This window comes from Collinsella sp. Sow4_E3, assembly GCF_052116285.1.
Classification (GTDB): domain Bacteria; phylum Actinomycetota; class Coriobacteriia; order Coriobacteriales; family Coriobacteriaceae; genus Collinsella.
Genome location: NZ_JBQKLJ010000003.1, coordinates 165,501 through 185,854 on the forward strand (window position 1 = coordinate 165,501; position 20,354 = coordinate 185,854).

At 57.9% G+C, this 20,354-nt stretch carries 12 protein-coding genes and 2 rRNA genes; 4 read left to right on the forward strand and 10 right to left on the reverse strand.

The annotated features are described in order from the left end of the window. Positions 1-113 precede the first annotated feature (113 nt). The 5 genes from ACTQ48_RS03915 to uvrA all read right to left on the reverse strand — a co-directional run bounded on the left by ACTQ48_RS03915 (position 114) and on the right by uvrA (position 9,848). Positions 114-1,721 (reverse strand): ABC transporter substrate-binding protein, encoded by a 1,608-nt coding sequence (locus ACTQ48_RS03915; protein ID WP_441570178.1) that lies wholly within the window; start codon positions 1,719-1,721, stop codon positions 114-116. Between the two features lie 364 nt (positions 1,722-2,085). Next, on the reverse strand, positions 2,086-3,972 hold the full coding sequence (gene uvrC, locus ACTQ48_RS03920) for an excinuclease ABC subunit UvrC (RefSeq protein WP_427728785.1): 1,887 nt from the start codon (positions 3,970-3,972) through the stop codon (positions 2,086-2,088). A gap of 60 nt (positions 3,973-4,032) precedes the next feature. After that, on the reverse strand, positions 4,033-6,330 hold the full coding sequence (murJ, locus tag ACTQ48_RS03925) for a murein biosynthesis integral membrane protein MurJ (protein ID WP_441570179.1): 2,298 nt from the start codon (positions 6,328-6,330) through the stop codon (positions 4,033-4,035). A gap of 3 nt (positions 6,331-6,333) precedes the next feature. After that, positions 6,334-6,834 (reverse strand): Cys-tRNA(Pro) deacylase, encoded by a 501-nt coding sequence (gene ybaK / locus ACTQ48_RS03930; protein ID WP_441570180.1) that lies wholly within the window; start codon positions 6,832-6,834, stop codon positions 6,334-6,336. A 134-nt stretch (positions 6,835-6,968) separates the two neighbouring features. After that, positions 6,969-9,848 (reverse strand): excinuclease ABC subunit UvrA, encoded by a 2,880-nt coding sequence (gene uvrA, locus ACTQ48_RS03935; protein ID WP_427728763.1) that lies wholly within the window; start codon positions 9,846-9,848, stop codon positions 6,969-6,971. A 193-nt stretch (positions 9,849-10,041) separates the two neighbouring features. Here uvrA and ACTQ48_RS03940 point away from each other — a divergent pair, with 193 nt between their 5' ends. The 4 genes from ACTQ48_RS03940 to ACTQ48_RS03955 all read left to right on the forward strand — a co-directional run bounded on the left by ACTQ48_RS03940 (position 10,042) and on the right by ACTQ48_RS03955 (position 16,164). Further along, positions 10,042-12,195, forward strand: coding sequence for an LTA synthase family protein (locus ACTQ48_RS03940; protein WP_441570181.1), 2,154 nt, complete (start codon positions 10,042-10,044; stop codon positions 12,193-12,195). A gap of 145 nt (positions 12,196-12,340) precedes the next feature. Continuing rightward, on the forward strand, positions 12,341-13,171 hold the full coding sequence (locus ACTQ48_RS03945; protein WP_441570182.1) for an Mrp/NBP35 family ATP-binding protein: 831 nt from the start codon (positions 12,341-12,343) through the stop codon (positions 13,169-13,171). Further along, positions 13,172-14,443, forward strand: a complete 1,272-nt coding sequence (locus tag ACTQ48_RS03950) for an NAD(P)/FAD-dependent oxidoreductase (RefSeq protein WP_441570183.1) — start codon at positions 13,172-13,174, stop codon at positions 14,441-14,443. 80 nt (positions 14,444-14,523) lie between these two features. Continuing rightward, positions 14,524-16,164 (forward strand): NAD(P)/FAD-dependent oxidoreductase, encoded by a 1,641-nt coding sequence (locus ACTQ48_RS03955; protein WP_441570184.1) that lies wholly within the window; start codon positions 14,524-14,526, stop codon positions 16,162-16,164. 65 nt (positions 16,165-16,229) lie between these two features. Here ACTQ48_RS03955 and uvrB read toward each other — a convergent pair whose 3' ends face one another. The 5 genes from uvrB to ACTQ48_RS03980 all read right to left on the reverse strand — a co-directional run. Continuing rightward, positions 16,230-18,470, reverse strand: a complete 2,241-nt coding sequence (uvrB, locus tag ACTQ48_RS03960) for an excinuclease ABC subunit UvrB (RefSeq protein WP_441570185.1) — start codon at positions 18,468-18,470, stop codon at positions 16,230-16,232. A gap of 51 nt (positions 18,471-18,521) precedes the next feature. Beyond that, a complete protein-coding gene (locus ACTQ48_RS03965) occupies positions 18,522-19,103 on the reverse strand; it encodes a lytic transglycosylase domain-containing protein (RefSeq protein ID WP_441032774.1) in 582 nt (193 codons plus the stop codon). After that, a complete protein-coding gene (coaE, locus tag ACTQ48_RS03970; protein WP_441570186.1) occupies positions 19,096-19,737 on the reverse strand; it encodes a dephospho-CoA kinase in 642 nt (213 codons plus the stop codon). The genes ACTQ48_RS03965 and coaE overlap by 8 nt, the downstream gene beginning before the upstream one ends. Positions 19,738-19,928: 191 nt before the next feature. Next, a 5S ribosomal RNA gene (gene rrf / locus ACTQ48_RS03975) occupies positions 19,929-20,044 on the reverse strand. A 148-nt stretch (positions 20,045-20,192) separates the two neighbouring features. After that, positions 20,193-20,354: ribosomal RNA gene (locus tag ACTQ48_RS03980) — 23S ribosomal RNA — on the reverse strand; the annotation flags it as partial.

Sequence of the window (20,354 nt, forward strand, 5' to 3'; positions counted from 1 at the left end):
GTACGGACACTCATTACAAGACCCGAGCGACATCGTTGCCGCCCGGGTCTTTGTTTCAACTATGAGGATACGGTCCCAACGGCCGACATCCTGCATATAGACTCAAGCGAGTCTTACGCCTTGACGGTCGCGACGCCCTTAAAGGACATGCTCGTCGTGCCGATGCCCTTGAAGCCATCGAGGGCCTCGCCGTTGGGCGCAATGGACGGGTCGTTCCAGGAAGCGGAGACGGTCTTAACGTGGACAACGGGGTACAGAACGGCGTTGTCGGCGATGATGTCGAAGCACTCGTTCCACTTCTTCTGCTGCTCGTCGCCCTCGGCGGCAAGAGCCTCGTCCATAAGGCCGTGGAGCTTCTGCCACTCAGCGGACTCCTTCCACGGGCAACGGGTCTGCATCCAGACGTTGTCGCCGTACCACCAGTTGAGCAGCAGGTCGGGGTCTGCGCCGAAGCAGGAAGGATCGCCAGGGGCAAGGAGGATATCGTAGGCCTCGCCGCCGTCGATGGCAGCATAGGTGGCCGGCGAAGTATCGGTCTGGATGGTCACATCGAAGCCGAGAGCGTCGAGGTCGTTCTTGACCTGGGCAGCCATACCCTTGATCTGCTCGTTATCGGTGGTGCGCAGGGTAATGGCGCCCGGGGTGATACCGGACTCCTCGATAAGCTTCTTGGCCTTCTTGGCGTCGGTCTTGTACACCGTGGAGGCCTCATGATAGTTGGTGAAGCTCTTGGGCAGGTAGCAGCTGGCAGCGGTAGCAAGGCCGGCGAAGGTGTTGCTGATCATCTTCTCGGTGTCGAGCGCATACATGACAGCCTGACGGACCTTGACGTCGTTCCAAGGCTCCTTGGCGACGTTGAACATGATGAAGCGGGTGCCGAAGCCCTGGACGTTGTCAATCTTGCAGCCGGCGCCCTCGAGCTGGTCGACGGCATCAGCGGTAACGAGCTCCATGACGAGCGTGGAGCCTTCCTGCTGAGCGGTGACGCGAGCGGTGGGGTCGGTCAGGATGCTGTACTGGATCTTCTTATCCTCGGCAGCATACTCACCGTTGTACTCGGGGTTGGGAACCAGGGTGATCTCGGTATCGGAGATAGAATCGTACATCCAGGGGCCGGAGCCGATCGGCTGCTTGGCGCGATCCTCCTCGCTCTGGGCGGCAGGAGTAACGCGAATGATGGCCAGACGATCCTTGAGCAGGGAGAAGTTGGGGACCTTGGTCTTGACCGTCACGGTGCTGGCATCCTTGGCCTCGATGGACTCGAAAGGCTGGAAGAACGGAGCGTAGGTGGCAGAAGCGGCGCAAGCGGTGTAGGAGGCGACGACGTCGTCAGCGGTAACCTCGGTGCCATCGGAGAATTTGGCGCCCTTGCGGATGGTGACCTCGAAGGTGGTGTCGTCCACGGACTTGGGATCATCGGTGGCGAGCTCGTTGAAAGTGCTGTAGTCGTGGTAATCGATGCCGTAGAGGCCCTCGATGACGTGCCAGTTAGCGCCCAGGCCCACGGCGGAGCCGGTGCTGGCGGGGTCGAAGCTGGACGGAGCGTAAGCGGAACCGGCGGTGATCACGCCGCCGCCACGGTTGGCGGAATCGGCGGGAGCGGAACCCTCGTCGCTAGAGCTGCCACCGCAGCCAGTGAGACCAAAGCCGGCGACAGCAGCGACGCTGCCGGTGAGGCCAAGGAACGAACGCCTGGACATACCCTTATTGATGATGGCCATGTCTTCTCCTATCAATAGAGAATCTTACCCGGGAGCACCTAAACTTGCCCCCGCGCAACTTGCGGACGATATATACCTTACCTACCGACAAACCCAACTGAGGTGCCGCGCTCGGCGACCGATACATACATACGCTTGAACGGTATTTACTACCGTTCACCGAATTCGTTGACAAACGATACAGCAGACAGTATGTATCGGCGAGGTGAGATATCAGTCTTCGTCAACCCGCAGGATAGCAGGGTTTTCGCTTGGGTTAGTCAAACGTTTTAGCGTTAATAAAACCCGAAACCAGCAGGCAATCATGGCGAAATAAATGGTTGAAAATCGCGCAATCATGTATATCAGTTGTTTAGGCTCGTGTTTAGCTATCGGAATGGCCAGCCGCTGCCTCGGCGCGCTCGGCATTCCATGCAACGAGCGCCTCGTGGACCGCCTTGGCAACATCGGCAGGTATGCCGCGAACTTCCGCGATCTCTTGCTCACTCGCCGCGCGCAACCGCTTCATCGAGCCAAAATGGCGCATAATTGCACGTTTTCTAGTGGGTCCCACGCCTGGAACGTCATCGAGTACCGAAACCGTCATGGCTTTATCGCGCAATTCGCGATGGAACGTGATGGCAAAACGGTGCGATTCGTCGCGCACCTGCTTGATGAGATAGAGCGACGCAGACCCGGTCGGAAGTACGACAGGAGTCTCGTCCCAAGGCACGAAAACCTCCTCATCGGCCTTTGCCAAACCACAAACTGGTATATCGAGCCCAAGGGCCTCAAGTTGCTTAATTGCAGCCGTCAATTGCGGCTTGCCGCCGTCGACAACGAGCAAATCGGGGCGCGAGCCAAAACGTTCGTCGCCCATCCGCTCGGGAGCATAACGACGCCCCAAAACCTCGGACATCGAAACGAAGTCGTTCGCCTCGTCCAATTCGGCCTGGATTTTAAAGCGGCGGTACTGGCTCTTGTCGGCGTGGCCGTTGGTAAACACCACCATCGAGGCGACCGTAAAGGTGCCATGAAGCGTAGAGATATCGAAGCACTCGATTCGCATTGGCGGCGCAGGTAGCGCCAAGGCGCTCTCAAGCTCCAGGAGCGCTCGATTGGTGCGATCGTCGGCGTATCCCGTGCGCATCATATAACGCATGAGGGCATGACGCGCATTTTTAGATGCCATATCGAGCAACCGGTGTTTTTCGCCGCGCTGAGGCCTATGGAGATGACAGGAACGCTCGCGCTTGTCCGAAAGCCACTCCCCTAGCGCCTCCGCATCCTCAAGCTCGACGGAAAGGTTCACCTCGGCTGGAATATCAGCCGTCTCGTCGTAATAGCGCTTGAGAAAGCCCGATTGAAGCTCCTCTTCATCGACATCCAGGCCCTTATCGAGAATGAACTCACAGGTTCGAACCGTTCGCCCCTCGCGCACAACAAACACGCAGGCGGCCGAAATGGTCTCTTCTCGATAGAAACCAATCACATCGAGATCGACACTCGACGGAAAAACGACCTGCTGTCGGTCGTCCAGGCCCCTAATAACTTCCAAGCGACGCTTGACGCGCGCCGCCCGCTCAAAATCGAGCGCTTCGGCGGCGTCCGTCATCTCGGATGTAAGCTCATCAACGACATCTTTACGATGGCCCGACAAAAATCGCTCGACGCGTTTAACGTTTTTAGCATAGTCGGCTGGAGAGATAGCACCGACGCATGCCCCCGGGCCGCGGCCAACATGGAAGTCAAAGCAGGGACGCCCGTTTTGAGCGCAAATCATATTGACGATATCTTCTTCGCCCTTGTGGGACTCGACGATACGGCGGCATCGACGCCATTCCGCACAAGAAGCCGAGCAGATCGGGATTACCTTGCGCAGCGTATCAATGGTCTCGCGCGCCGCGCGGCTGTCGGTGTAGGGACCAAAATAACGCGTTCCCGGCTTATGACGCTCACGAGTATATTTAATAGCTGGGAACAGATCGCTCTTGGTGATAGCGATAAAGGGATAGCTCTTATCGTCCTTAAGGTCGACATTAAAGTACGGATGATATTGACCGATCAGGTTGCGCTCGAGCACCAGCGCCTCATGCTCGTTCTCGACAACGATATAGTCAAAGCTCGCAACCAGCTGCATCATCAGTGGAATCTTTTGGCGCTCGTCCTGCAGCGTCACATATTGACGCATGCGCGAGCGCAGATTTTTAGCCTTGCCAACGTAAATGACATCGCCCTTGGCATCTTTCCAAAGGTAGCAGCCAGGCTGCATGGGCACACGCGAAACCTGTTCGGCAAGCGTTGGAATGTTGTCATGACCTGCCACGACTGCCTACCTGCGGCGAAGAAGCGCGGAGACCTCAGGCATCTTTAGAAGGACGGCAAGGCCAAAAGTCACGGCAAGTGAAACCATGCCCGCGATGCAAACATAGCCCAAGGTAATAAGAATCGATCCGCCAAGCGCTCCGACAAAACTCTCGAGCGCCCACAAAACGCCGGCACCCGCTGCGGCACCCAGGCCGCCGAGCAAAAGGCCATAGAAGCAGCCGTGCAGAATAGATTTAACCTGAAGACCCTGCAGACGACGACGCAGCCACCACAGCGAACAGCCGACCAGAATCACATAGTCGACAACATACGACATCGCAATCGCAGGCATGCCATAGCCCAGCACCACACCAAACAGCAGAACCGAACCAGCCTGACCGATGGCAGAGTATAGGCAATAGCGACTATAGGGCTTCATGTCGAGCAGCGCCGAGAAGCTCTTCTGCATCAACACGACCACGCCGTAGAGCGGCAGGGAGAGCGCCAGATAAACCAGAAACTCGGACACAAGCGCCACACCCGACTCGTCGAACTTGCCGGCGCAATAAATCATGTTGAGCGGACGGGCAAACACCATGAGATATAGCGCGAAAGGAATCAGGAAGAAGAGCATCTGGGCCACGCCGCGCGAGATACCAGCGCGCACGCTGTCATAATCCTTTTCCTGGGCATCGTGCGAAAGCTCGGTATAAAGCGCCGTCGAGAGCGAGGCGGCTATCAAGGCATAAGGCAGTGTGTACCAAAGGCGCGCATAGGCAATTACAGAAGGACCGGTCTCGGGCTGCACCACCAGCGCGGCTGCGTTGGTAATGGAAGTCGACACGAACATGCATACCGTAGCGAGCAACGTCGGGACGCCGAGCGCGAGCGTCTGTCGCAGTGCAGGATCCTTAAAGTCGATATGAATATGAGGCCGGACACCATGCTTACCGAGTGCGGGAATCTGGCACGCCATCTGGACAAAAACGCCAAGCGTCGTGCCGAGCGAAATCAAAACGACGCCCGCCCGCTCACCAAAGCAGGCAGATACGGGAGCGAAGCCCATAAAACTCGCAATGACAATCACATTGTTGAGTACCGGGGCGAACGTCGACCAAAAGTAGTCACGATGCGCGTTAAGAACGCCCGAGAACACCGAGCCCAAGCCGTAGAACAAAATCTGAATGGCAAAGAAACGGAACATGAATGCAGCGGTATCCATGCTTCCGCCATCGCCCGAAAGGAACGACTGCGTCCAGATAAAGCCCGGAGCAAACACGGTGCCCAACACCGAAATGCCGCCCAGCAGCAAAAGCAGGATGCCGAGCAGATTACCTACGTATTCGTTTGAGGCGTCGCGACCCTGCTCACGACGCACGCCCATGTACACCGGCAAAAAGGCGGTAACCAACATACCGCCCATCACGAGCTCATAGAGCATATTGGGCAGGTTGTTGGCGACCTGATAGGAAGACGAGAGCAGCGACATGCCGATGGCGGCAGCCATAGCCCAAGTACGGATAAACCCGGTGACGCGCGACACAATGGTCAGTGCAGTCATGAGGCCGGCGGAACGGCCAACCGTAGAGTAGTCCGACGAGCCCATATCATCTACGTCGTCCTGTGATTGGGGGCTGACTTCAGTGTGTTGTCGAGAATCAACCTCGATATCAGGCTCATCGATTATCGCGAAGGGGTCGTCGACCAAAACGGCATCATCGGCAGAAAAAGCTCCGTCAACAGGCGTGACATCGCTGTCAAACGAAGCGCCATCGTTAGCTACGGCATTATTACCAAACACCGTGTCAACTTCCCTGGCGGCAGCGGTTCGACCAGAAAACGACAATAGATCCCAATCATCGTCCTCAACAGCAACGCCCTCGACCGGATCGGTCGAGCCGAGCGGTGACCACTCGTCATCCAAAAGCAACTGCTCGCCATCACCGTCGGTTGCAGGCCTCGCGGGACGATCGGCTGGGACACCCTGCAGTGCGCCCTTTCCCTGAGCCGCCATCAAAAACACCGCCGTCTCATCGGGACGCGGCGCACGAGACGCCCCGGCGTCAGGCATCCGTCCGGCACGGGATTGAGCCGCGGCCAAAAACACCGCCGTCTCATCGGGACGAGCCGAAGAGAGAATCGTGCGGGGAGGCACCGTACCGGCACCGGCGGCACGCAAATACACAGCCGTCTCCCCTGGATCTGCAGCAACGGACCAAGCGTTTCGAATCTGGTCATCGACCGAAGAAGCCTCAGGCGCGGGCGTCTGAGAAGCCGAACCCTTTGCAAAGTGAGCTCCGCGCTTCGATTCTTCCTGCGGCATCGCTCAGTCCTCTCTCGTGATCGGGGCAACCGTCGCCCCGCAAAATGCAACTAAGTCGTCGGGGGCAAGCTCAAGTTGATAGCCACGCTTACCGCCTGAGATAAAAATGGTATCCCAAAGGACGCATGTCTCATCGATCAGCGTCCGAAAGCGTTTTTTCATGCCGACTGGACTGCAGCCGCCCCGGACATACCCCGTCGCGGCAAGCAAGTCCTTGACATGCATCATGGTCAGCGACTTTTCACCAGCGGCGCGCGCTGCGGCCTTTAGGTCAAGCTCGTCGGCAACGGGAATACAGCACACAACGTGTTCGTTGGACGGCGTCACGCAAACCAAGGTCTTAAACCCCTGGTCAGGCTCCTCGCCAAGTTGTTCCAAAATTGCAACGCCTAAACCCACCGACTCATCGCCATCGTCTTCATACGTATGGAGAATATAGGAGATGCCGGCGTTTTCCAGCTCGCGCATCGCATTGGTTTTCGGCGTCTTTGCAGCCTTTGCCATGGCATGTCCCTTCCCTCGCATTCGAACGTAACGCCTAAGTATATGTCCAATTTAGCCGCATACGTCATCTCGACACACAGAAGCGCCACCGAATCGAAAGGAATCGGTGGCGCTTCTCGTACGACGGCGTCTCTTTACTGGGCGTCGAGTTGTGCCTGACGCTCGCGGTCGCGCTTGAGCAGCGGTGCCAAGAACTTGCCCGTGTAACTCTGCGAACATGCCGCGACCTGCTCCGGCGTACCCGAGACCACGACGGTTCCGCCGCCATTGCCGCCCTCGGGACCCATATCGATCAGGCGGTCGGCAACCTTGATGACATCAAGGTTGTGTTCAATCACCAGCACCGTGTTGCCCGCATCGACCAAGCGCTGCAGCACATCGAGCAGCTGGCGGACGTCCTCAAAATGAAGGCCGGTCGTCGGCTCGTCCAAAATATAGAACGTCTTGCCCGTCTGGCGTCGATGAAGCTCCTTGGCGAGTTTCACACGCTGCGCCTCGCCGCCCGAAAGCGTCGTGGCAGGCTGCCCCAAACTCACATAGCCCAAGCCAACGTCATACAAAGTCTGAAGCTTGCGCTTAATCTGCGGGATATTCCCAAAGAAGGCCAGCGCCTCGGTGACGCTCATGTCGAGCACGTCCGAGATGGTCTTGCCACGGTAGGTGACCTCGAGTGTCTCGCGGTTGTAGCGTTTACCGCCGCAAACTTCGCAGGGAACGTATATATCGGGAAGGAAGTGCATCTCGATCTTGATCTGTCCGTCGCCCTTGCACGCCTCACAGCGCCCGCCACTCACATTAAAGGAAAAACGACCCGGCGAGTAGCCGCGCGCCTTCGACTCCGGCGTACTCGCAAACAGCGCGCGAAGATCATCCCACAGGCCAATATAGGTAGCAGGGTTGGAACGCGGTGTGCGGCCAATCGGCGACTGATCGATATCGATAACCTTATCGATACACTCGATGCCCTCGATTTTCTTATACGGACCCACAGGGCGCGTCGAACGGTGAATAGCATTCGTAAGGGCAGGCGCAATGGTGTCGGTAACCAGGGAGCTCTTGCCCGATCCCGACACGCCGGTAACAACCGTAAGCGTACCAAACTCGATCTTGGCAGTAACGTTTTTGAGGTTGTTAGCTCGAGCGCCCGTAATTTTAAGGCAGCCGCGACCGGGCTTGCGCCGTTCATCAGGCACCCGGATCATTCGTTTGCCGGTCAGATAAGCGCCCGTCATCGACTCAGGACACGCCATGATATCGGCAGGCGTTCCCGCCGCGACTACGTGTCCGCCGTTGACGCCGGCGCCGGGCCCCATGTCGATCACGTAGTCGGCGGCACGGATCGTGTCCTCGTCGTGTTCGACGACGATGACGGTATTGCCGATATCGCGCAGACGCTCAAGGGTCTTGATCAGGCGCTCGTTATCGCGCTGATGAAGGCCGATCGATGGCTCGTCCAAAATGTACAGGACACCCATGAGGCCGGCGCCGATCTGTGTTGCCAGGCGAATACGCTGCGCCTCGCCACCAGAAAGCGTCGCCGAGGCACGATCGAGCGTCAGATAGTCGAGTCCAACATCGACCAGAAAACGCAAGCGCTCCAGGATTTCCTTGACGATGCGCCCGCCGATAAACTGTTGGCGCTCGGTGAGCTCCAGGCCCTCAAAAAACTCGAGCGACTCACGGCACGACAGGCAACAAACCTCGTAAATGGACTTGCCGCCCACGGTGACGGCGAGCATCTCGGGGCGCAAACGAGCGCCGTGGCAGCTCGAGCACGGTTCCTCGCGAATGTACTTCTCCAAGCGCGCCTTGGTGTTCTCGTTCGTCGTCTCGGTATAGCGTTCGTACAGGATGTTGCGAACGCCCGAAAACTTGGTATCCCACTGGCTACGACGTCCGTCGAGCTTTTGGTAGTCAACCGAGATCTTCGTATCGCCCAGGCCATCCAAGAATGCACGACGCACGCGAGGGGGCAAGTCCTCCCACGGCGTATCGGCGCTTACCTTAAAGTGTTTACAGACCGCAGCAAAAATCTGCGGGTAGTAGTTCGAATTGCCAAACAGGCTACCAAAGACTCCGTCGGCAATGGACTTCGAGGGGTCCTCGATCAGCGCCTCGGCATCAACGGTTTTCTTAAAGCCCAGGCCGTCGCACTCAGGACATGCGCCATAGGGAGCGTTAAACGAAAAATCACGCGGCTGAAGATCGTCAATGGAGTGTCCATGCTCCGGGCACGCCAAGGCCAACGAATACTCCAGCAGCTCGCCCTCGGTCCCCTCGGGAGCATCACGATCGGGCAGCATGTACACATTTACATTGCCGTGAGCCAGCGCGGTCGCCTGCTCAACGGACTCGGCGATACGGCCCAGAGAGTTCTCACGGATCACGATGCGATCGACCACGACCTCGATATCGTGCTTGAACTTCTTGTCCAGATCGATTGGATCGTCGAGCGAGCGCACTTCACCGTCGACACGCACGCGGCTAAAGCCCTCGGCGCGAAGGTCCTCAAACAGTTTGGTGTACTCGCCTTTTCGCCCGCGCACCACCGGTGCCAGCACAAACGCGCGGCGACCCTCCCCCGCCGCCAAGACCTTGTCGGCAACCTGGTCGGTCGTCTGGCGCTCAATGACGCGGCCGCATTCGGGACAGTGCGGGGTGCCCACACGGGCGAACAGCAGGCGCAGATAGTCATAAATCTCGGTTACGGTGCCAACCGTCGAGCGAGGGTTTTTAGACGTCGTCTTTTGGTCGATCGACACCGCCGGCGAAAGGCCGTCGATTGAATCCAAGTCGGGTTTGTCCATCTGGCCCAAGAACTGGCGCGCATAGCTCGAAAGGCTCTCGACGTATCGACGCTGGCCCTCGGCATAGATAGTGTCAAATGCCAGCGAGCTCTTGCCCGAGCCAGAAAGACCGGTAATGACCACGAGTTGGTCACGCGGAATGGAAACATCGATATCACGGAGGTTGTGCTCACGAGCGCCGCGAATAACGATAGAAGAATCAGACATGGAAGCTCCTTGCCTCCTATTGCATCGAATCATACTGCCGATGAGTTTAGCGCACTCGACGCGCACAGATGTTCGTAATATAAGATTCGCAGACCTTTAGCTTTGCGTATCGGGCGCTTTGTTTCTCGAAATGCCGTGGAAAGGTTACAGTAATCTAAAACTAAACTTAATTTGCTGTAACAGAGGAACGTCCATGACCGAAGATATCCCCCTTGAAATCACTTCGAGCGACATGGCCAATCTGCCCATATTCATCGCCGTCCTTATCGTGGCCACCGTCGTCGTGCGCGTGTATTTTTCAATCAAACACAATGAAAAGCCGCCCATTGCCCGCGTCTTTTGGTGCGCGACGCTCCTCATCCCGCTCGGCATGGTAGCTGCATGGATTACGAATCAATTGCTCGTAAATGAGGACAGTTCCCTATGGGTCCTTTCTTATTCGGCGCTCGGTGCTGCCGCCGTCATACTTCTTGTCGAGCCCTTGGTTTCGGGACTTATCGACCAAACCGATCTTGCGACGGGAACGGTTGCCTGTATTTGCCGTGACATCCTTGTCATCGCCGCTGTTTCAGCGCTCTCGTTCGTTTCACTCGAAATTTCCTGCAACGAAACGTTCTATCGCATTCCCGCCAACTCATTCGGGTTTTCCGTCGGGCTGCTCGCGACGGTTCTGCTCTCCCTTTATTTGCTGGGACAGCGTCATGGAGGCGTCATGGTCCTCGTGCCCGTCGTCTGTTGCATCCTTGGCATTGCCGAGCACTTCGTCATAACGTTTAAAGGCGAGGCCATCCTGCCAAGCGATATCTTGGCCCTTGGCACCGCAATGGAAGTGAGCGAGGGATACGAGTTTACCTTTACCGCCGGAATCGTAACCTCTCTAGCCCTGTTAGAGATTTCCCTGGGGCTTCTTTCGCTTATCCGACCGAGAAAGCTCCGTACGCCCACCCATGTCTTCCCCGCAATCGCCGCTAACCTCTGCGCTTTTCTGCTCGTGACCGTTGTGGGGCTCTCGGGCTTTTCCAGCATCGACTTGGAGCAGGCGCTGAATTTTGGATTTGACCGTTGGCAGCCCATCACCACGTATGCGTCTCAGGGTTTTATCACTTCGTTCACCGAAATGGTCAACGAGTTGCCCATTGAGAAGCCCGAAGACTATACGCCCGATGAGGCGCAGAGCATCGAGCAGGAGCTCGCCGCCACCTACGACAGCACGTATGGCTCGAGCGAGCAGCGCGCGGCGGCCGTTGCCCAGTTCAATGAAATCAAGCCGACGATTGTTGCCGTCATGAACGAGAGTTTTAGCGACCTTTCGTGCTTTGAGCAGCTCCAGGCGGCCGGGTACACCGGCCCCGCATTCTACAACTCGCTTCCCGACACACTTGTTCGCGGCACCATGCTCGCTTCGGTCGCCGGTGGCGGAACGGCGAACTCCGAATTCGAATTTTTGACCGGAGCGACAACGGCCTTTGTCGGATTAGGCAAAATCCCCTATCAGCTATATCAGATGAATGGCGTCAACAGCCTGGCAAAGGACCTTAAGGAGCTTGGGTATACCGCTACCGCTATGCACCCGCAAAACCCCGTCAACTACCATCGAGATAAAATCTATCAGCAGCTGGGCTTTGGAGACTTTCTTTCAATCGGCGATTTCGAAGGTGCGCCCTGCTACCATGCCGGCGTATGCGACTACGCCACCTACGACAAGATACTCGACCTGCTTAGAACCGACGAAGCCCCGCAGTTCATCTTTGACGTCACGATGCAAAATCACGGCGGCTACGACTATGGCACCGTTCCCGCCGAAGAGCTGACAAACTATTGGGTCGAGGGAGCCAGCGAGGGCGCCAATAGCGCGCTCAACACCTATCTTACCTGCATCAACGCATCCGACCGGGACCTCGAGTACTTTATCAACGAGCTCCGCAATATCGGCAGACCGGTTGTTCTTGTCTTTTTTGGCGACCATCAGCCGAGCGCCGCAACGACTCTCAACGACGAGCTGTACCCTCAGGAAGATACGGCAAGCCACGCTTTCCGTATCTATCAGTCGACCTATTTCGTCTGGGCTAACTATGAAATCGCCGGCAATACCGAGCTCAACGTCTACGACACCGTCGGGGCAAACGAGATTGCAGCCATTACCCTTAATAAGATCGGCGCCCCGCTCACCGACTATCAAAAGGCTCTGCTTGCAACAAGGTCAGATGTGCCCACCATCAATGTCGCCGGCTATCTTGGTGCCGACGGGCTGCGCTACGATTTGGAATCTGAAGACAGCCCATACGCCTCGACGATCGACAAGCTGCAGCGCATGCAATACCTCGAGTTCGCCTGCAAAGTTCAGTAAGCCCGCTCATTCGCTTGGGCCCATCGTATTGCAAGCACGCTCGGCCCAAATGCATCACAAATGACTCCCGCTCGCAAACGAGGGTACAATGACGCTCGTGTCACATCACGGGGCCCCGGCCCCAACATATACAAAGGAGTCATACATGGGTTGCGAGCACGCACAGGCCGCCGGCGGACAAACGTCGCCGTCGCAATTTGAGGAGAACACGCTGTCCGAGGTCAAACGCGTCATCGCCGTGCTTTCCGGCAAGGGCGGTGTCGGCAAGTCGTTTGTCACCGGCGCCATCGCCACCGAGCTTGCCCGTCACGGCCACAAGGTCGGCGTCCTCGATGCCGACATCACCGGTCCCTCTATCCCCAAGATGTTCGGTATGAGCGGACGCCACGTCCATGCCCTTGGCAACCTTATGCTGCCCGAAATCTCCGAGCACGGCGTCAAGGTCATGAGCTCCAACCTGCTGCTCCAAAACGAGACCGACCCCGTCCTTTGGCGCGGTCCGGTCATCGCAGGCGCCATTAGGCAGTTCTGGAGCGAGACCTCGTGGGGCCCCATCGACTACCTGCTGGTCGACATGCCTCCGGGAACAGGCGACGTCGCGCTCACCGTCTTCCAGTCGCTGCCCGTCGACGGCATCGTCATCGTCACGAGCCCGCAGGATCTGGTCTCGATGATCGTCGCCAAGGCGGTTAACATGGCCGAGAAGATGAACGTCCCCATTCTGGGCATTGTCGAGAACATGAGCTATATTGAGTGCCCCGACTGCGGCAAGAAGATCGAGGTCTTTGGCAAGAGCAAGCTCCCCGAGGTCGCAGAGCGCTATAACCTCGACATCTTGGGCCAGCTTCCCATTAATCCGGCACTCGCCGAGGCCTGCGATAAGGGCGAGGTCGAGACCGCACTGCCCGACGGCATGTTGCCCCAGGCCGTCTCTGCCGTCGAGGCCATTGTCCCGCACGAGACCGACGAGGCCTAAGTGAACACGAGCGCCTTCTATGACGTCCTGGTAATCGGCGGCGGGGCTTCAGGCCTCGCCGCCGCCATTACGGCCGCACGCGCGGGTAAAAGCGTCTGCATCGTTGAGCGCGATGTCGCCTGCGGCCTTAAGCTCCTTGCGACCGGCAACGGTCGCTGCAACCTCTCCAACGAATCGATTGATCCTCAGCGGTATAACCACCCCGCATTCGTCGAATCCGTCATGGGCCCCCAGCCCGAACAAGAGCTTATGGGTTTCTTCTCCTCGCTGGGCATCATGACAACCTCCGAGGAAGGCCGACTGTACCCGCGCTCCCTTCGCGCCGAATCGGTACGCGACGCGCTTCTCAACGTTTGCGACCGCCTGGGTATCACCTTAATCTGCGGGGCCAACGTTGCCTCGGCGCACAAAGCTTCCGAAGGCTGGGCACTCCAAATAAACCGTCCAGCGCGGGCACTCAAGGCAAAAAAGCACGACGACCGAAAATCGGAGCTCCGCTCGCTTCGGAAAGCACTCGCCGATGTCCCTCGCAAGAACGAGGCCCTGGAGGCACATGCCGTAATTATCGCCACGGGTGGCAACCCCACCGGTATCGCCGATACGTTTAGCCTCCCCCTCACTTCGCTGCGCCCCATCCTCTGCCCCATATCGGCAACGGTCGTCGGCGATCGGGCAGCACTCAAGACGTTGGATGGTCTGCGCGTCCGCGCCCGCTTGACGCTCACCCGAAACCACAGTGAGCTCTGGCACGAAGACGGTGAAGTACTGTTTCGAACCTTCGGTATCTCGGGCGTCGCTGTCTTCAACCTCTCCCGTCGTATCCAGCGCGGCGATACGATCCTGCTCGACGTTTTCCCCGACCTCTCTAAAGACGAGTTGCTCGATATGCTTAACAGGCGCGTTAAGCTGCTCGGCGGCTTTTCGCCCCGCGATCCCCGTTGGCTCGACGGCATGCTCGCCCCGCAACTCTCCCGCGTCGTCTGCACAGCGTTCGAGCAGTGCCATCCAGGCTCCAACGATGTCATCCACCTGATCTCGATCCTCAAGCACTTTAAGTTGCTCGTCGAGGGAACAGCCGAGGAGCGCTCGGCGCAGGTCACGCGGGGTGGCGTATCTGTCGAGAGCATCTCAACACCCAGTCTACGCGCGCGCAGCGTTGTCGACGCCCCGCTTTACGTCTGCGGCGAAGCGCTCGACATCGACGCCGATTGCGGAGGCTTTAACCTTGCGTGGGCCTGGATCTCGGGCATTCGCGCTGCAAGCAGCCTGTAGCCGCACAGTCTATAATCAAAAACGCATTCGGGCCGTCTGGGATACCGGACGGTCTCTTTCTTGCCTCTAAGGAGACCTCGATGATCGAAATCACCCAAGTCAACGCGTCACTCGATGAAGCCGGCGATGAAAATGCCTGCCTCATTGTTGGCAAGCGATTCGCCAAGCGCGTCCTGCGTTGCAAGGACTCCGAGATCAAGTCCATCGAGCTCCACCGCAAGTCAATCGACGCTCGCAAAAAACGAGACGTACATTTTATCCTGAGCTTTCGTGTTGAGCTGACTAGTCCCCACCTCGAGCGAGAAGCGGTCGACAGCGTTGCCGAGCGTGACCGCTCGCGCGTACGCGCGATAGAAGACGATGAGCCTTCATTCCCCTCCCCCGTTTCCAGCGCACCCAAAGAGCGCCCCGTCGTCGTCGGTGCCGGTTGCGCCGGCCTTTTCGCCGCACTCACCCTTGCCGAAGCAGGTCTTAAGCCCTTGCTCATCGAGCGCGGCGACCCGGCATTTCGCCGCTCGCAGGCGATCGACCTCTTTCTAAAGGAGCGTATCCTCGACCCCGAGAGCAATATTCAGTTTGGTCTGGGCGGCGCGGGGACCTTCTCGGACGGCAAGCTCAATACGGGAACAAAAAATCCCGCCCATCGCCTTATCCTCGAAACCTTCGTCGAGGCGGGTGCGCCCCGCGATATTCTGTGGGATGCCAAGCCGCACATTGGCTCCGACATCCTTCCCACGGTTGTTACCGCTATATCCCAGCGCATCGAGCAGCTCGGAGGTGTCGTCCGTTATCGAACAAAACTCGTCGACATTCGCATCGACGCGTCTGGCGCCATCACCGGTATTGATGTCCAATCGTCCCAAGACGCCGCTTACGAGCCAATTGAGACAAAGCACCTCATCCTCGCCTGCGGGCATTCTGCTCGCGATATTTTTGAACTCCTTAAGGACCACAACGTGGCCCTCGCACAAAAGACCTTTGCCATGGGCGTTCGCATCGAGCATCCGCAGCGCGACATCGACCGAGCCCAATATGGAGCCTCGGCGGGACATCCTGCCCTCGGAGCAGCCCCCTACAAACTCGTCGCTCATCTTCCCAACGGCCGCAGCGTGTTCTCGTTTTGCATGTGCCCCGGCGGGCAGGTTGTCGCCGCCTCTTCCGAGCAGGGCCACCTGTGCGTCAACGGCGCCAGCCTCAATGCCCGCGACGGCCGTAACGCAAATGCCGCCCTGCTCGTTAACGTCACGCCCGAGGACCTTCCCGACGATGACCCGCTCGCCGGCATCGAGCTCCAGCGCGCCTGCGAGGCGGCCGCCTATCGCCTGGGCGGTTCCAACTGGAACGCACCGGCACAACTCGTCGGAGATTTCCTCGCAGGACGCGCCAGCAAGGCGCCCGGAAAGGTAAAGCCCACCTATCCGCTCGGTGTGACCTGGACGGCAATTGACGAAGCCCTGCCGCAGCATATCGTCGAGTCGCTCCGACTGGGACTTCCCCTACTCGGAAAAAAGCTACGGGGCTACGACTGCCCCGATGCCGTTCTTACCGGCGTGGAGACTCGTTCGAGCTCACCGGTCACTGTCACCCGAGACCGAACGTGCCATGCCGTGTCGACCCCGGGCCTCTACCCTTGTGGTGAGGGAGCTGGATATGCCGGAGGCATCATGAGCGCGGCCACCGACGGCATCCGTTGTGCCGAAGCCCTGATCGCAGACCTCTAGCGAACGAATTCCAGCGCGCAAAAGACACAGGCCCCGAGCTCCCTATGGAGCTCGGGGCCTGTTCGCTATTTCTTAAACCGTGCACCCTGGCGTTTTCTACCCGATGCGAACGTGGAACCCTTGCGGGCCTGCGAACGCAAGCGCTCGATCGTCTCGTCCTCAGACGCACCCTCGAGCATCGCCCGAATCTGAACGACAGCATCACGCAGGCGCGCCGCCTCCTCAAAGTCCATGGCGGCAGAAGCGTTACGCATATCCTCTTCCATGGTTTCGACGATCCGCACAAGCTCGTCATGCGGTAGTTCTTCCAACTGTTCCGCAAGTGTCTGCTCGGGCGCCACCGTTTCCGGCACACCGCCCTCGCCCGACTCATCGGGCGTATAGAATGCGCCATGGCCAAGAGAGTCGCCCTTCGAGCGTCCCTTGGAGCCCACAGTTTTTTCGGCCTCGGCAATAAAACTTGAGATGTCGTTGATGGCCTTGCGCACTGTCTTGGGCACAATGCCATGTTCTTCGTTATATGCCATCTGAATCTCGCGACGGCGCCGCGTCTCCTCGATGGCCGCTTTCATCGAATCGGTCACAACGTCTGCATACATGATGACTTCGCCATCGGCGTTACGGGCCGCACGGCCAATCGTCTGAATCAGCGAACGGCGGTTGCGCAAGAAGCCTTCCTTATCGGCATCGAGAATTGCCACCAGTGAGACCTCGGGAAGATCCAAACCCTCGCGAAGCAGGTTGATGCCAACGAGAACATCGATCTTGCCCTCCCGCAGCGTTCGCAGGATCTCGACACGGTCCATTGTCGCCGTATCAGAGTGCATGTAATTGACCTTAATGCCCGCATCAAGTAGATGGTCGGTCAGGTCCTCGGCCATGCGCTTGGTCAACGTGGTCACCAGCACGCGCTCCTTGCGGGCAACGCGCTCGCGAATCTCGTCCTCAAGATCGTCAATCTGACCGCGAACGGGACGCACGTCGATCTTGGGGTCGAGCAGGCCGGTCGGACGAATAATCTGATCCACGTCGTTTTGGCTCACCCGCAGCTCGTAGTCGCCCGGCGTGGCCGAGACGTAGATGAACTGTGGAATCCTCGCCTCAAACTCATCGAAACGAAGCGGGCGATTGTCGAGCGCCGAGGGCAGGCGAAAGCCGTGCTCCACCAGGGTCACTTTACGCGAACGGTCGCCTTCATGCATGCCACGAATTTGCGGCACCGTCACATGGCTCTCGTCTATGATGCAGAGCATGTCCTTGGGAAAGTAATCGATTAGGGTAAACGGTGGTTCACCCGGCTTACGCCCGTCCAGATGACGCGAGTAGTTCTCGATGCCGTTGCAAAAGCCCATCGTCTCGAGCATCTCGAGGTCATAATCGGTCCGTTGCTGTAGACGTTGCGCCTCGAGCAACTTGTCGGTCGCCTTGAGCTCCGCCACGCGCTTCTCGCACTCTTCGCTGATCGACTTCAAGGCCGCCTTGACCTTGGGCTTCTCGGTCACATAGTGCGATGCCGGCCACACAGGAATAGCCTCATACTCACGAAGCATCTCACCGGTAACCTCATCGATTTCGGCGATAAGCTCGACCTCATCGCCAAAGAACTCAAATCGCAACGGATGCTCGGCATAGGGCGGATACACATCGACAACATCACCACGCACGCGGAAGGTGCCACGCGCCAAGTCATAGTCGTTCCGGTCGTACTGAATGTCGATGAGCGCATGGATAAAGTCATCGCGCTCGAGCGGTACTTTCTTGTCGACATTCGGCGCCAGCCCCGCATAGTCCTCAGGAGAGCCGATGCCATAGATGCAGGACACCGAAGCAACGACGATCACATCGCGTCGAGAAAGCAACGAGGCGGTCGCCTGATGTCGAAGCATCTCGACTTCTTCGTTAATCGAAGCATCCTTCTCGATATACGTATCGCTTTGCGGCACATATGCCTCGGGCTGATAGTAGTCGTAGTACGAGACGAAGTAGACCACGGCGTTGTTGGGAAAGAATTCTTTGAGCTCGCTCGCAAGCTGGGCGGCGAGGGTTTTGTTGGGGGCCATGACCAGCGTTGGCTTACCGAGAGCTTCAATGGTCTTGGCCATGGTAAAGGTCTTGCCCGAGCCGGTCACGCCAAGCAAAACCTGATACCGGTCTCCGTCCCTCACACCCTGCACAAGCGACTCAATGGCCTTAGGCTGTGAACCTGCAGGCTCATAGGGAGACACGACCTCAAACGGTACCTCAGAGCCCTCAACGCCAAAACGTTTGAGCTCTCCGCCAACACGCTCAACTTCAAAATCCGCCATGGATACTCCTAACTCATACATCTGCAGTATACGCAGGCGGCAGGCATAGTCCTATACGAACCGGTCGGGATAGAGGGTCTTATAGCGAATCCAGGCATTATTGACACGAATCAAATAGGCTTGCGTCTCGGGAAAGGCAATCGCGTTATGGAGCGATGTGTTTTGCTGCGCCCACCCATCGACATTGCCCATTCCGGCATTGTAAGCAGCAATAGCGCTATCCGTCGACCCATTGAAATACGTCAACAGGTATGAGAGGTACGCGCACCCAAATTCGATATTCGAAGCAGGGTCATTCAGGTTATCGGCAGAATACTCATCCCCGTCGACAAGGCCCTTAGCGATCATATCCTGAGCGGTTTCGGGCATAAGTTGCATGAGACCTTGGGCGCCCTGGTTTGATTCCGCCTCGGGATCCCAGTTTGATTCCGACTTGATGACGGCACACACCAGATACGGATCGAGATTATGCGAAATACTGGACTGCTTTACATACGCCTCATAGTCAATCGGATAGAACGGTTTAAAGAAAGCGGCGGGAGCACACGAGTAAACGAGCGAGATAAGGCCAAAGACGAAAACGACAACCAGCGGCACAAGGCGATACCACGTAAAGAAACGCGTCTTAGGCATCTGTCGTCTCCTTATCCATAGCATCCATAAGGCCATGGCGAGCAAGCCACGCGTCCAGTTGTTCAAAGAGCGAGCTGTCGCCCGCCGCGTTATCAATCACGGTCGTGGCGAGACTGCAAAGCGAAGACTCATCGGGCTGGCAAGCACAGCGAGCATCAAAATCGTATGGTTCCATACCACGGTGAATAGCGCGTTCGCGACGGACCGCTAAAGGAGCGCTAACAACCATAATTTCATCCGCAAGGCCAAAGGCGTCCTCAAAGCCAGTCGGAGCAGATACTTCGACCGCCGCAAAGGGATAGCGGGGAGACGAAACCGTACAGCAAACAGGATCGAGAATCCTCAGCGAAAGCTGCTCAACGAGAACGGGGTGCACAATACTATTGAGCCTTGCAACCGTATCGGGAGAAACAAAAGCTCGAGAAGCGAGGACGTTACGTCGAACACCGCCATCCTCGTCCAAAATATCCCAGCCAAACTCTTCAGCAAGAGCATTGACGATATCCGACCCCGGCACGTACAGCGATTTGGCAAGAACGTCTAAATCGATAAGCAGGGCTCCGCGAGATTCCAGAAAGCGGCAGGCAGTCGATTTACCCGAAGCAATATTGCCCAAAACGAAAACGGTAAACATCAAGCCCTCCCTAACGTCAATGCGAGTAATTATCGCGCAAATACAAAGCGACGGTTCAAAAAAAGCCAAACAGTAAGAGAGTCAAAGGAAGAGTCCGTTCACAAGGCACAGCTTGTATATAGCGCAAAAAAGGGGGAGGCCGCGAGGCCTCCCCCTTCTCAGTCCAAGCGCACGGCTCGGTGCCGTCCACCGGTCAGCGGCGCCCTGGCCTCCCACGGGCTGGCCCCGCAGTACTCTCGGCGCGATGGGGCTTAGCTTCCGGGTTCGGAACGGGACCGGGCGTGCCCCCCATGCTCTGGCCGCTGACCGGTGGGCGGCGCCCACCGTATCTTCGGTGCCCGGTGTCCCACTCACGTGCCCTGGGGGCCGCATGGCGTATAGGAGAGGTCCGACTCGGGGGCATCCTCGTGCCCGGACCGCGCGTGAGCGCTGGGTCCCGCGGGCCGCGAGGTGCGGTTCCGGAAGAGCTCGGGCGATTAGTGCGGCTCGGCTGAGGCTGTCGCCAGCCTTGCACCTGCCGTCTATCGACCAGGTAGTCTACCTGGGCCCTTACCGGAAGGAGAACTAATCCCTGGAACGGCTTCCCGCTTAGATGCCTTCAGCGGTTATCCGCGCCG